This window comes from Rhizobacter sp., assembly GCF_035702065.1.
GTDB lineage: Bacteria > Pseudomonadota > Gammaproteobacteria > Burkholderiales > Burkholderiaceae_C > Rhizobacter.
The window spans coordinates 1-11,940 of the sequence record NZ_DASSRA010000345.1; the positions used below are offsets into that span (position 1 = coordinate 1).

At 68.9% G+C, this 11,940-nt stretch carries 12 protein-coding genes; 4 read left to right on the forward strand and 8 right to left on the reverse strand.

The genetic code is table 11. The features are described 5' to 3' along the window. Positions 1-274: 274 nt before the first annotated feature. Positions 275-1,282 carry a tripartite tricarboxylate transporter substrate binding protein gene (locus VFL64_RS15250; RefSeq protein ID WP_489541235.1) on the reverse strand — a complete coding sequence of 336 codons (1,008 nt, stop codon included), beginning with the start codon at positions 1,280-1,282 and terminating at the stop codon, positions 275-277. A gap of 136 nt (positions 1,283-1,418) precedes the next feature. Between VFL64_RS15250 and VFL64_RS15255 the strand changes: the two genes are divergently transcribed. Both VFL64_RS15255 and VFL64_RS15260 read left to right on the forward strand, forming a co-directional pair. Beyond that, positions 1,419-1,781: a DUF1304 domain-containing protein gene (locus VFL64_RS15255; RefSeq protein WP_489541236.1), complete on the forward strand. Its 363-nt coding sequence runs from the start codon at positions 1,419-1,421 to the stop codon at positions 1,779-1,781. Between the two features lie 64 nt (positions 1,782-1,845). Further along, positions 1,846-3,702: an ATP-binding protein gene (locus VFL64_RS15260; protein WP_489541237.1), complete on the forward strand. Its 1,857-nt coding sequence runs from the start codon at positions 1,846-1,848 to the stop codon at positions 3,700-3,702. On the opposite strand, the gene VFL64_RS15265 is transcribed toward VFL64_RS15260, so the two are convergent. Both VFL64_RS15265 and VFL64_RS15270 read right to left on the reverse strand, forming a co-directional pair. Further along, positions 3,688-4,464, reverse strand: coding sequence for an N-acyl amino acid synthase FeeM domain-containing protein (locus tag VFL64_RS15265; protein WP_489541238.1), 777 nt, complete (start codon positions 4,462-4,464; stop codon positions 3,688-3,690). The genes VFL64_RS15260 and VFL64_RS15265 overlap by 15 nt on opposite strands. Positions 4,465-4,662: 198 nt before the next feature. Then, entirely contained in the window at positions 4,663-6,075 is a 1,413-nt protein-coding gene (locus VFL64_RS15270; RefSeq protein WP_489541239.1) for an alpha/beta fold hydrolase, read from the reverse strand. A 105-nt stretch (positions 6,076-6,180) separates the two neighbouring features. Here VFL64_RS15270 and VFL64_RS15275 point away from each other — a divergent pair, with 105 nt between their 5' ends. Continuing rightward, positions 6,181-6,723, forward strand: a complete 543-nt coding sequence (locus VFL64_RS15275; RefSeq protein ID WP_489541240.1) for a DUF3617 domain-containing protein — start codon at positions 6,181-6,183, stop codon at positions 6,721-6,723. Positions 6,724-6,727: 4 nt separating this feature from the next. Here the strand turns inward: VFL64_RS15275 and VFL64_RS15280 are convergent, their stop codons facing one another. The 5 genes from VFL64_RS15280 to VFL64_RS15300 form a co-directional block, all read right to left on the reverse strand. Further along, complete coding sequence (locus VFL64_RS15280; protein WP_489541241.1) at positions 6,728-7,252, reverse strand: GNAT family N-acetyltransferase; 525 nt, start codon at positions 7,250-7,252, stop codon at positions 6,728-6,730. Next, a complete protein-coding gene (locus VFL64_RS15285) occupies positions 7,249-7,836 on the reverse strand; it encodes a helix-turn-helix domain-containing protein (RefSeq protein ID WP_489541242.1) in 588 nt (195 codons plus the stop codon). Before VFL64_RS15285 ends, VFL64_RS15280 begins: the two co-directional genes overlap by 4 nt. Positions 7,837-7,880: 44 nt before the next feature. Next, positions 7,881-8,285 carry a type II toxin-antitoxin system VapC family toxin gene (locus VFL64_RS15290; RefSeq protein WP_489541243.1) on the reverse strand — a complete coding sequence of 135 codons (405 nt, stop codon included), beginning with the start codon at positions 8,283-8,285 and terminating at the stop codon, positions 7,881-7,883. Between the two features lie 6 nt (positions 8,286-8,291). Continuing rightward, positions 8,292-8,555: an antitoxin gene (locus VFL64_RS15295; RefSeq protein ID WP_489541244.1), complete on the reverse strand. Its 264-nt coding sequence runs from the start codon at positions 8,553-8,555 to the stop codon at positions 8,292-8,294. A gap of 61 nt (positions 8,556-8,616) precedes the next feature. Continuing rightward, on the reverse strand, positions 8,617-11,445 hold the full coding sequence (locus tag VFL64_RS15300) for a DEAD/DEAH box helicase (RefSeq protein WP_489541245.1): 2,829 nt from the start codon (positions 11,443-11,445) through the stop codon (positions 8,617-8,619). 56 nt (positions 11,446-11,501) lie between these two features. Here VFL64_RS15300 and VFL64_RS15305 point away from each other — a divergent pair. After that, the coding region (locus VFL64_RS15305; protein ID WP_489541246.1) for a lipocalin-like domain-containing protein at positions 11,502-11,940 on the forward strand (439 nt) is incomplete at its 3' end.

Consider the following 11,940-nt stretch of genomic DNA (forward strand, 5'->3'; position numbering starts at 1 on the left):
CCTCGCTACGCGAGGGCCGAGGAGGCAGGGGGCGCTTCTTTGCCTCCTTTCTTGTCGACACAAGTTCGCGAAGCGGGGATCTGCTCACTTTGCGAAGCAAAGTTATGCAGATACCAAAGGAGGTCGCCCGCCGGGGCGAACTCCCGGTGCGGCCTCACGCAGTGAACAACCACTGCGACGAGCAGCACAAGGCTTCGATACCTCAGCCTTAGCGGGTGGGAATGCGCGAAGGGCGAAGAGCCTCAGCCACAGCGGACTCGGAGGCGCAAGCAAATCACTCCGCCTTCGCCCCCGACACCTTCACCACCCTCGCCCACTTCTTCGTCTCCGTCGCGATCAAGCGCGCGAACGCCGCCGAACTCATCCCGCTCGGTATCGCCCCTTGCGCCAGCATCCTCTCCCGCAGCGAAGGCAAGCCGAGCGCCCGAGCAACCTCCTGCTGCAACCGGCTCACCACATCCGGCGGCGTCCCCGCCGGCGCGAGGAGCCCGAACCACGACGTCGCCTCGTAGCCCTTCAAGCTCGCCCCGCCCGCCTCTTCAACGGTCGGCAGCTCCATCATGCTCAACGACCGCGTGCTGCTGGTCACCGCCAGCGCCCTCAGCTTGCCCGACTTGATATACGGCATCGACGACGGGAAGTTGTCAAACATGAGATCCATCGTTCCGCCGATGAGGTCGATCAGCGCCGGTGCCGAACCGCGGTACGGAAAGTGGACCATGTAGGTCCCCGTCATCGACTTGAACAGCTCGCCGGCCAGGTGGATGGAGGTGCCATTGCCCGCACTGGCCATGTTGAGCTTGCCCGGGTGCGCATGCGCGTACCGGACGAGGTCGGCCACGCTGTCGATGCGGGCAGCCTGCGCCTTGGCCGGGTTCATCACCAGCACGTTGGGCACGTTGGCCACCAGGGTGATGGGCGCGAAGTCCTTGATCGGATTGAAGGGCAGGCTCGGGTAGAGGGCGGCGTTGATGGCGTGCGTGCCCACCGTGCCCATGAGCACGGTGTAGCCGTCGGGCGCTGACTTGGCCACCTCGGCCGCACCCACGTTGCCGCCTGCGCCGGCCCGGTTGTCGATGACGACCGGCTGGCCCAGCGCCTTCTGCAGTTCGGGCGCCAGGGCCCGGGCCAGCACGTCGGTGGTGCCACCGGGCGCAAAGGGCACGACGATGCGCAGCGGCCTGGCCGGCCAGGCCTGCGCGCGGGCCGGCGCGGCGCCGAACACGAAGGGAGCGGACGCCGCCGCGAGAAGCAGGCGGCGTCGGGCGGTGTCCTGGTCCATGGCGAAGCGCCCTGCGCTGGAGTCTTGTTGCGGTGCACTATGCGGGCCGCGCCGCATGCTGCACAGCAGGGAATGCCCTGAACCGCCGTGCTACCGTCGCTTCCCGATCCGAGACCAACCGCCGCTGGAGATTCCAATGCTGATTGCCGCTGTGCTCGTGGGCCTGGTCGCCCTGCTTCACATCTACTTCCTGGTGCTGGAGATGTTCCTGTGGGACACACCCAAGGGCCGCAAAGTGTTCGGCACCACGCCCGAGTTCTCGGCCGCATCGAAGGCGCTCGCCGCCAACCAAGGCCTGTACAACGGCTTTCTCGCGGCCGGCCTGATCTGGTCGCTGCTGCTCGGCCTGAGCACGGGCGGCCGAGCGGTCGGCCTCTTCTTCCTGGGCTGTGTGGTGGTGGCCGGCGTGTACGGCGCGGCCACGGTCTCGCGCAAGATCTTGTACGTGCAGGCTGTGCCTGCCGCCGTGGCCATTGCCGCAGTGTTGTTCCTGAGCTAACCGGGCCATTCCACGGGGCGTGAAGCCCCGCGTTGCGCAGTCAACGCGAGTACATTGCTCGCCAATGGCCGCCGCCCCCGACACCGCCGTCGCCGCGCCCGCTGCCGCACCCGACATCCGAACGCGGGTGCGTGCGGCGCAGATGGGCATGATCTTCGAACAGACCGCAGTCGCCGTGTTCGCGGCCACGGCCTACGCCATCGCGCTGGTGCTCTACCTGCGCGGCACCATCCCCACGGAAACGCTGGCGATCTGGCTGGGCATCAAGGTGGCGGTGGTGCTGCCGCGCATCGTCCACGGCGTGATGTTCCGCCGCAGCCGCAGCCACGACCTGCATTGGCTCTACTGGGGCCGCTTCATGTTGTTCATCGACGGGTTGGTGTGGGGCTCGGCCGCCGTCTTCCTGGCCCCGGCCGAGGACCCGAGCCTGATGCCGCTGGTGGTGGCCACGCTGGCCGGGGTGAGCACGGTTGCCGCCTTCGTGCTGCATGCCGACTGGCCCTGCTGCGTGGCCTACACCGCGCCCATGCAACTGCCCGGCGTGGTGGTGATGCTCCTGCGCGGCGACAGCTTCGGCTACTACGGCGCGTTCTCCATTGCCACCTTCTACACCCTGCTGCTGCTGGCCACGCGCCGCTCCGAACAGCAGGTGGTGGAGATGCTCACGCTGCGCTTCACCAACGAGGGGCTGACCTCGCAACTCTCATCGGCCCTCGATCGGGCACGCAGGGAGAACCAGGCCAAGAACGAGTTCGTCGCCAACATGAGCCATGAGCTGCGCACGCCGCTGCACGGCATCCTGGGCATGTCGAGCATGCTGCTCAGCAACACGCCACCGGCCAACCCGCGCGAAGGCCTGACGGTCATCCGCCGCAGCGGCGAGCACCTGCTGGGGCTGATCAACAACATCCTCGAGTACGCCCGCCTGGGGGTGCAGGGCATCGAGGTGCACCCGCAGCAGATCGACCTCGCGCAGCTGATCGACGACACGCTGGAGATGTGCACGCCCAGCGCCACCGAGAAGGGGCTCAAGCTGACCAGCGTGCTCGACCTCCCTCGCCCCTGCAGGGTGGCGATGGACCCGTTCCGCCTGCGGCAGATCCTGCTCAATCTGGTGGGCAACGCGGTGAAGTTCACTGAACACGGCACGGTGCGCGTGCGCGTCAGCGAGGCCGGCTCGCCCGGCCCCAGCCACCGCCTGCTGATCCGCGTGGAAGACACCGGCGTGGGCATCGCCCCGGCCATGCTCGACACCATCTTCGAGCCCTTCATGCAGGTCGACAGCTCCAACACCCGCAAGTTCGGCGGCACGGGACTGGGCCTGAGCATCACGCGCGCCATCTGCCAGGCCATGGGCGGCAGCATCAGCTGCAGCAGCACCCTGGGCCAAGGCTCCACCTTCGAAGTGAGCCTGCCGCTGTTGCGCTACCGACCGGCGCACGCGCCAGCCCCGGCGCAGGCAGCGTCGCCGGTGGCCACCGAGAGCCCCCCCCAGCGCGCCCCGCTGAACGGCCGGGTGCTGCTGGCCGAAGACAACGAGGTCAACGCGCTGGTGGCCGAGGCCTCGCTGTCGCAGCTCGGGCTGGCGGTGGAGCGCGTGCTCAACGGCTTCGGCGCGGTCGAGCGCGTGTGCCAGCTGCGCACGCCGCGGCCCGACCTGGTGCTGCTCGATTGCCAGATGCCCGAGATGGACGGCTTCGAGGCGGCGCGCCGCATCCGCGAGCACGAGGCGGCCAACGGCCTGCCGCGGCTGCCGCTGATCGCGCTCACCGCCAACGTGTTCCCTGAAGACCGCGAGCAGTGCCGCGCCGCCGGCATGGACGACTTCCTGGCCAAGCCCTTCAGCGCCGAGCAGCTGCGCGAGATGCTGGTCGCGCACCTCGCACCGACCACCCCAGTCTCGACCTCAGTGCCAACGTGAGCCGCTGCGCAGCCCGCCGGACACGGCCTGGGCGAGCGCGTCGAAGATGGCGATGTCGGGGTGGTAGTGGCGGAACACGAAGTCGTAGTCGGGATGACGGCGCTCGCGCGCCATCGCCTCGGAGGTGACGGTGTCGCGGAACAGCACGCGGTGCGGTAGCCCGCCCGCATGCAGCAGCGGGCACATGCGATCGTCACCGAAGAGGTCGGTGAAGCCGAGGTTCTCGTAGGTGCGCAGCAGCGAGCGGCGCGAGCCCGCCAGCACGCCGCCGATCTGCATCGCGATGCAGAAGAGGTGGCTGGCCTTCACCAGCGCCAGGCGCACCGGCTGGTCGTAGCCGGGCAGCACGCACAGGCGGGTGATCTCGGCGAGCAGCTGGCCGCGCCGCTCTTCAGGCAGCTCGATGCTGCGCTCGATCTGCAGCGGCGCGTTGCGGTTGCTCTGCACGCGCACCGAGCCCACCAACTGGCCGGTCAGCTTGTCTTCGGCGAAGAAGATGGTGGTGTCGCTCAGGCGGTCGAGCGGATCAGCCTGGCCAAAGGAAGCAGCCTGCTCCGGCAGGTGCCGACCATAGGCCGTCTGGCGCAGGGCCTGCACGCGCAGCAGCTGCTCTTCATTGCACACCACGCCCACGCGGAAGGGCAGGCTGTACTCCAGAACCGGAGACACCCTGGCCTCGGCACGGGCCGCACCGTCTGAATACACCCCGAGCGCGCGTGGCACCGGCACCAGCAACGCTGGCGGTAGATCGTCCCTGTACATGCAGTTGTTCCTGTCGACAACGGGCCGGCGGCCTCATACATGCTCTTCCCTGTCGACAAGCATCTCGTGGACTTGATTTCAAGGCCCGCTCAACTGTTGCGAAATGTCAGCCAAGGGGCGCGCAGGGGGCAGCCGGTAACGCATCCGGTATTTGGTGACAAGTGGCTGTCACCCAAGCAACGGATGAGCGGCTGGGATTCAGCGCTTTTCCGCGGCCGAGGGCCAGATGAAATGGGCATCCCCGGTGAAATCAGGCGCTTTCACCTCGCTCACCGAGAAGTAGAGGCGGCTGGGCGACACCAGCTCTACACCCTGTTCCATCGCCTGCAGGCTCACGCCAGCGAGGTCGAAGCGGCTCGCGTCGGCCTGGATCGCCACGCGCCCGCTGATGCGCGTGCTGGTGGCCGTGAGCTGGCTGGCTTGCGCCGACACCGCCACGTCGGCGCTCTCGATCACGCTGTCTTCGAGCGTCGCTGAAGACGACTTCAGCACCAGCTGCTTGATACGAGCGCCCTCGATGCGCACGCCTGCGCAGTTGTCGAGGGTGAGGCTGTCGAACGTCCCGTTGTAGCGGCGGTCGGCGGTGTTCTGGCACACCACGTCGCCCTGCGACACCAGCGGGACGTCCACCGCGTACTTGGGTGCGAGCGGCGAAGCCAGCGCATCGAGCAGCAGGCGCGTGAAGGCGCGCGGACTGTCCTGCATGGGGGTGTGGCCCACGCCGTCGAGCACCTGCAGGCGTGCGTCGGGCAGGCGCGCGGCGAGCAGCTTGCCGGTGCGCAGCGGCGCGATGGGGTCGTCACGGCCCCAGATCACGGTGGTGGGGGCGCGCGTCTCGCGGATGGCGGCGGTGAAGTCGTGCTCCACCAGGCCGAGGCCGGCCTCGATCTGCGTGTAACGGCCGAGCAGCGCGTTGCGCACGCCGGGGTTCTGGGCCAGCCAGCGGCTGAAGTCGAAGCGGTCATCGAGGCCGCTGAAGACGTCGCGCCGGAAGGCGGCGATGCGCTCGTCCAGGCCCTTGAGCAGGCGGTCGAGCGGCTCGATGCCGAACTGCCTCGTTCGCAGGGTGGCCACGTGCTGAGCGAACACCATCTTGAGCAGGATGCCGGCCGCGTCGACCAGCACCAGGCGCTCGACCTTGTCGGGCCGCGCGTGCGCAAAGTAGAGGCTGACCGCGCCACCCAGCGAATGCCCCACCACGTGTGCACGCTGCCTGGGCGCGGCGTAGTCCAGCACGTCGGACAGGACACCGGCGAGCGCGGCGAAGGAGTAGCCCTGCGGTGCGGCCTCCGAGCCGCCGAAGCCCGGCAGGTCGAGCACGATCACGTGGAACTGGCGTGCCAGCGCAGGAACGGCGTTTGCCCAGTCGCGGTGGGCGTTGTTGCCCAGGCCATGAACCAGCAGCACGGGCGGTGCGGCGGGCTCGCCAGCCTCGCCGATCAGCACGCGCTGGCCATTGCGCAAGCTGAGGCAGGTGTAGCTGAGGTCGGCCAAGCGCGCCGGCGGCGCCGAGGCGGCATCGGCCGTGCGGTCGGCGCAGGGCTCGGCGGCATGAACGGCGGCGCTGCAGCACAGCAGCACGACAATCAAGAACCTCCACACAACAATCATGCGCACTCGTCACTTCAGGAAACACCGGGCACCCATTCTGGCGGAACGCAGCCTCTGCATACTCGCACCCGAGGCCACGGCCACATCACTGACGGAGCATTTGATTTGAAGACACTGACCCTCGCCACCCTGCTGACGGCATGCAGCCTCGGCGCACTCGCCCAAACCGGCCCCAAGATCGAAGCGGGCCTGTGGGAGATCAACATTGGCATCAAGAGCCAGAGCGGCAAGGCCGAGGCGGCGATGAAGCAGGCCCAGGCCCAGATCGCGCGCCTGCCACCCGACCAGCGCAAGGCGGTCGAGGAGATGATGGCCTCGCAGGGCGTGCGCCTGGGCGACTCGACCAGCACCGTCAAGGCCTGCATCAGCAAGGAAGACGCCGACCGCGGCGAGGTGCCGCAGCAAGCCGGCGACTGCACACAGCAGGTGCTGGAACGCAGCAGCAGCTCGATGAAGGTGAAGTTCGCCTGCACCACCACGCCGCCGGCCAAGGGCGAGGCGCTGGTGAACTTCCAGGGGCCGACCGGCTACACCAGCAAGGCCGTGGTCGACACCGAGGTGATGGGCGAAGCCGAGCGCGTGAACGTCGACCAGACCGGCCGCTGGCTGGGCGCGGACTGCGGCTCGGTGAAGGCGCTGGGGCGCTAGTGGACTACACGTTCTTGAACATGATGGTGGTGGCCGTGGGCGCACCATCGGGCATCAGCGCATAGGCGGGGATGCGGCCGCACAGCTGCCAACCCTGGCGCGTGTAGAGCCGCTCGGCGGTGTCGCTCGCGGTGTCGAGCACCAGCAGGGTCTTGCCTTCTGCGCGCGCCAGTTCTTCCACCGCCTGCATCAGCGCGGCACCCACGCCCTGGCCACGCGCGCGGCGGTGCACCAGCAGCTTGTTGACATCGGCACGGTGCGGCTGGTTGTCGGGCTGGCCCAGTGCAAGCTGCACCGTGCCCACGATGCGCCCCGTTTCGTCACGCGACACCAGCAGCGCGCGCTCGCCGCTGCGAAGCAGCGGCCCCACGCGTTGCCACCACGCCTGCGCCTGCGCCATCGAAAAGCCGGCCATGAAGTTGACCGAGGCGCCGCCCTCCACGCAGTCGACCAGCACCTCGCTCAGCTGGTGCAGGTCTTCAGGCGAATCGAGCGCGGCGAGCCGCTGGATGGCGTGGGCAGGGGTCATGGCGTGGTGAGCACGACGATGTAGCGTGCGCGCTTGCGGCTGGGGTTGCGAAAGGCACTGGGCGCGTCGAGCCGCATGGCCAGGCAGTCGCCCTCGGCGAGGCGGTGGGTGGTGGTGCCGGTGGTGACCTCGATCACGCCTTCCATCAGCCAGACCTGCTGGTGCACGCCGACACGCAGGCTGTTGTCGTAGCTGACGTGCGCGCCGGGCGGGAAGCTCACCTCCACCATCTGGATCGGCGAATCGACACCCGGCGGCGAGAGGCTGCGCCGCACGTAGCCCGAGGCCGGGTCGCGCCACTGCGGCTGCGCGTCGCGCCGCACCAGCGGCGACGCGGCTTCCGGCTGCGGGGCCTCGAAGAGCGCGTTCAGCGAGGTGCCGAGGCCGGCGCACAGCTTGTCGAGCAAGGAGGCGGTGGGGCTGCTTTCGCCGCGCTCGACCACCGAGATCATGGAGCGGCTCACGCCGCATCGCTCGGACAACTGCTCCAGCGTCAGGCCGCGTGCCTGGCGCAGCTCACGCACACGCCGGGCGATGCGGGCATTGATGTCGAGGTCGGCATGGAGTTCGTCTTGTTCCAACATGATGGAACAAGAATCTACTTTGATGGAAAGACTTCGTCAACCCGTCAGGAATTGCGAATCCAGTTCTCCAGCCGCAAGCCTTCCACGCGCTTGAAGTGCCGCATGTTGTCGGTGACCAGCACCGCCCCCAGGGCCAAGGCATGCGCAGCGATCATCTCGTCGAAGTCGCCCAGCACGTGGCCCTTGGCGCGCAACTGCGCGCGCACGATGCCGTGGAATTCGGCGCAGGCGGCATCCCAGGGTTCGGTGCGCGCCACGGCGAGAAAAGCGTCCACGTAGCGTTCGAGCTGGATGGCCTTGGGCTTGAGCGCCACGCCATAGCGCATCTCGGCATTGGTGACGGCGGAAATGCACCACTCGTCGGGCTGCAGGCGCGAGAGGCGGCTGTCCAGCCCGGCGGTGCCGCGCATGGCGGCGGTTGCGGTGTTGGTGTCAAGCAGGTAGAGCATCGGCGGTCACTCCACCCAGGTGTCGAAGGGATCGCGCCGCTGCGTGCTCTGCACGCGGTCGCTCAGGAAGTCGTCGGGCAACTCGCCGATCTGATGCCGCTGCGCCATGAACTCCACCCAGCTGAGCTCGGGCCGCGCCGAGAGGATCACGTTGCCGGTGCGCGGGTCGCGCCGGATGTAGACCTCGTCACCCTCGAAGCGAAACTCGGCCGGCAGGCGGACGGCCTGGCTGCCACCGTTGGTGAAGAGCTTGGCGGTCTTGGTGCTCATGACGGGCTCTCGGGGTGTATCTATTTCAGTATAGATAGCACCCCGACACCGCCGGCCAAGCCTACTCGGCGCCCAGGGGCTTGAAGAGTTCGTCGAAGTCCTGCGCCGTGAGGCCCGCGTCGCCGGCCACGCCCGAGAGCAGCGAATCGGCCAGGCCCGCCTTGCGCGCCTGCAGCTCCAGCATCTTGTCCTCGACCGTGCCGCTGGCCAACAGCTTGTAGACGAACACCGGCTTGTCCTGCCCGATGCGGTAGGCACGGTCGATGGCCTGCTGCTCCACCGCCGGGTTCCACCACGGGTCGTAGAGGATCACGGTGTCGGCCGCGGTGAGGTTGAGGCCCACGCCGCCGGCCTTCAAGCTGATGAGGAAGAGCGGCACCTCGCCCTGCTGGAAGCGCGCCACCAGCGAGCCGCGGTCCTTGCTTTCGCCGGTGAGCTTGAGGTGAGGCAGCTTGAGGCGGTCGAGCTCGATCTCGATCAGCGACAGCATCTCGGTGAACTGCGAGAACACCAGCACGCGGCGTCCGTCTTCCACCAGTGTGGGCAAGAGGTCTAGCAGCAGCTCCATCTTGGCCGAGGGGTGGTGCGGGCGGTGGTGCTCGCTGCCCTCGCCGATCTTCAAGAGGCGGGGGTCGCAGCACACCTGGCGCAGGCGCAAGAGCGCATCCAGCACCATGATCTGGCTGCGCGCCAGGCCCTGCTGTGCGATCACCTCGCGCAGCTTGCCGTCCATGGTGGCGCGCACGGTTTCGTAGAGGTCGCGCTGCGTGCCATGCAGGTCCACGCGCAGCAGCGACTCGGTCTTCTCGGGCAGCTCCTGTGCCACCTGCTGCTTGGTGCGGCGCAAGAGGAAGGGCCGCACGCGGCGCGCCAGCTGCTGCGCGCGTTGCGTGTCGTGGCGGCGCTCGATGGGCGTGCGGTAGTGCTCGCGGAACTGCGGCTCGCTGCCGAGCAGGCCGGGGCAGACGAAGTCCATCAGGCTCCACAGCTCGCCCAGGTGGTTCTCCAGCGGCGTGCCCGAGAGGCACAGCCGGTGGCGCGCGTTCAGGCCCTTCACCGACACGGCGGCCTGGCTGCGGCTGTTCTTGATGCGCTGGGCTTCGTCGAGCATGAGGTAGTGCCACTCCTGCGCGCCCAGGGTGTTGACGTCGCGCATGGCCAGCGGGTAGCTGGTGATCACCAGGTGCGCACCCGCGATGGCCGGGAAGTGCCGCGCCCGTTGCGCGCCGTGCAGCACCACCAGCTTGAGCTGGGGCGTGAAGCGGCGGGCCTCGGCCTCCCAATTGGCGATGAGGCTGGTGGGCACGATCACGAGGCTGGGGCGGTCGAGCCGGCCGGCGTCGAACTCGCCCTGCAGCAAGGCCAGCGCCTGCAGCGTCTTGCCCAGGCCCATGTCGTCGGCCAGGATGCCGCCCAGGCGCGCGCGCCGCAGGAAGCTCATCCACGCCAGGCCGTCGAGCTGGTAGTGGCGCAGCGTGGCCTGCACCTGCGGCGACACCTCCACCGCGGGCAGGCTCTGGCCGCTGCCGAGCAGGCGCACCTGCTCGATCAGCTCGGTGAAGCTGGGCGGTGCCTTGACACGCGAGCCGCTGGCCAGCGATTCGAGCGTGCCCAGATCGAAGCGCGACAGGCGCAGCGCCGATGCCGCCGACTTCTCGTCCAGCCGGAACACCGTGCGCAGCCATTCCATCAGCGGCGCCACCCGCGCCACCGGCAGGCGCAGCAGGCGCTGGCGCGGTGCGGTGCCGGGCGCCGCCACGCTGTCGTGGGCCCAGGGCACCAGCACCTCGCCGCCATCGCCCTGGCGCACGGTGGCGTCGATGTTGAGCCAGCCGCTTTGCACCAGGCTCACCAGCAGCGGCACCAGGTTGACCGGCTGCCCGTCGACGCTCACCTGCAGTCCCACGCTGAACCAGTTGCCGCCGGCTTCTTCGGCGATGTCGACTTCCCACTCGTCGGGCGTGTGCAACTCGAAGGGGAAGTCGTCGGCCACCTCGACCACCCAGCCGCGCGATTCGAGCTCGGGGATGTGGTGTGCCAGCAGCTCGGGCCAGCGTTCGCGCCGCTGCGGCACCAGCAGCATGGCGCTGCCCTCCATGCCCGCGGGCAGCACCGACGACTGCACGCGTGACGCCTGCAGGCGCGTCAAGCGCTCCATCGCCAGGCCGGCCGAGAGGCTCCACGGCCGCATCTCCAGCTCGCCGAAGAGCGTGCGCATGGCGCCCGCCTCGGCCTGCGACTGGCGCTGGAAGTGGCCCAGCACCATGCGCCCAGGACGCTGGGGGTCGTTGACTTCACCGAGCGTGGTGGTGGCGTTGCCGGCCGGAAAGTGGAACTCGAAGGCCTTGCCCGTGGGCGGCTGGTAGCGGTAGATCAGCTGCGCCGCGCCCTGGCGAAGCGAGGTGTTGCGCGCGTTGGCCGAGCCGTAGCGGTGGTGCAGCAGCGCCTCCGAGGCCACGTCGACACAGGTGGTCAGGCGCAGCACCGGCACCAGCGCCAGCGTGCCGAGCTCCACCATGGCGGGCGGTGGCGGCTCCGGCGGGCGGGCGGTGAGAGCCGCCACGCCCGGCGTTTCGGGCAGGCCCTTCTTGATGCGGATCTGCTGCGCCTCGAAGGCCATCAGCGCCGCGGCCACGTGCTTGCAGTTGTGGCCCACCGGGCAGTTGCAGCGCCCTTCGAGCCGCAGGCCCAGGCGGCGGTCGTTCACCCACTGGATGTTCTGCTGGTAGGCCATCGGGCCGCCGCCCTGCACGCGGCTGACGAGGCTGGGGCCGTCGATCTGCAGCGACAGCACGGCCTGCTGCGGCTTGAGCGCCATGGCCCGCGTGAGGGTGGCGTGGTCGAAGTGTTCGCCCAGGTCAAAGTCTTCGGGCAGGGAGAAAGTGGTCATCGTCAACGAGGGCGAGGCAACCCTGCATTGTCGTCCGGCATGCCATGCTTGGCCACATGAAACGCCGATACCTGCTGGGGGTTCTGGCCAGCCTCCCCCTCATCTCACAGGCGCAAGGCAGCGCGGTGCGGCCTCGCACGCTGGTCTTTCCGGCCGACTTCGGCGCCCATCCCGGCACACGCACCGAATGGTGGTACCTCACCGGAGCCCTGCAGGCGGGTGAGCGGCTGTTCGGCTTCCAGGTCACCTTCTTTCGCTCGCGCACGGGCCTGCCGGCGGGCGGCAGCCGCTTTGCCGCGCAGCAGATCGTGTTCGCCCACACAGCCCTGAGCGACGTGCAGGGGGCGCGGCAGCGGCACGACCAGCGCATCGCCCGCGCCGGCTTCGGAATCGCCGAAGCGGCCGAGGGCGACACCGCCGTGCGGCTGCGCGACTGGTCGTTGCAGCGCGACAACGCCGGCCGCTACCGCACCGAGATCCAGAGCGACGACGCCG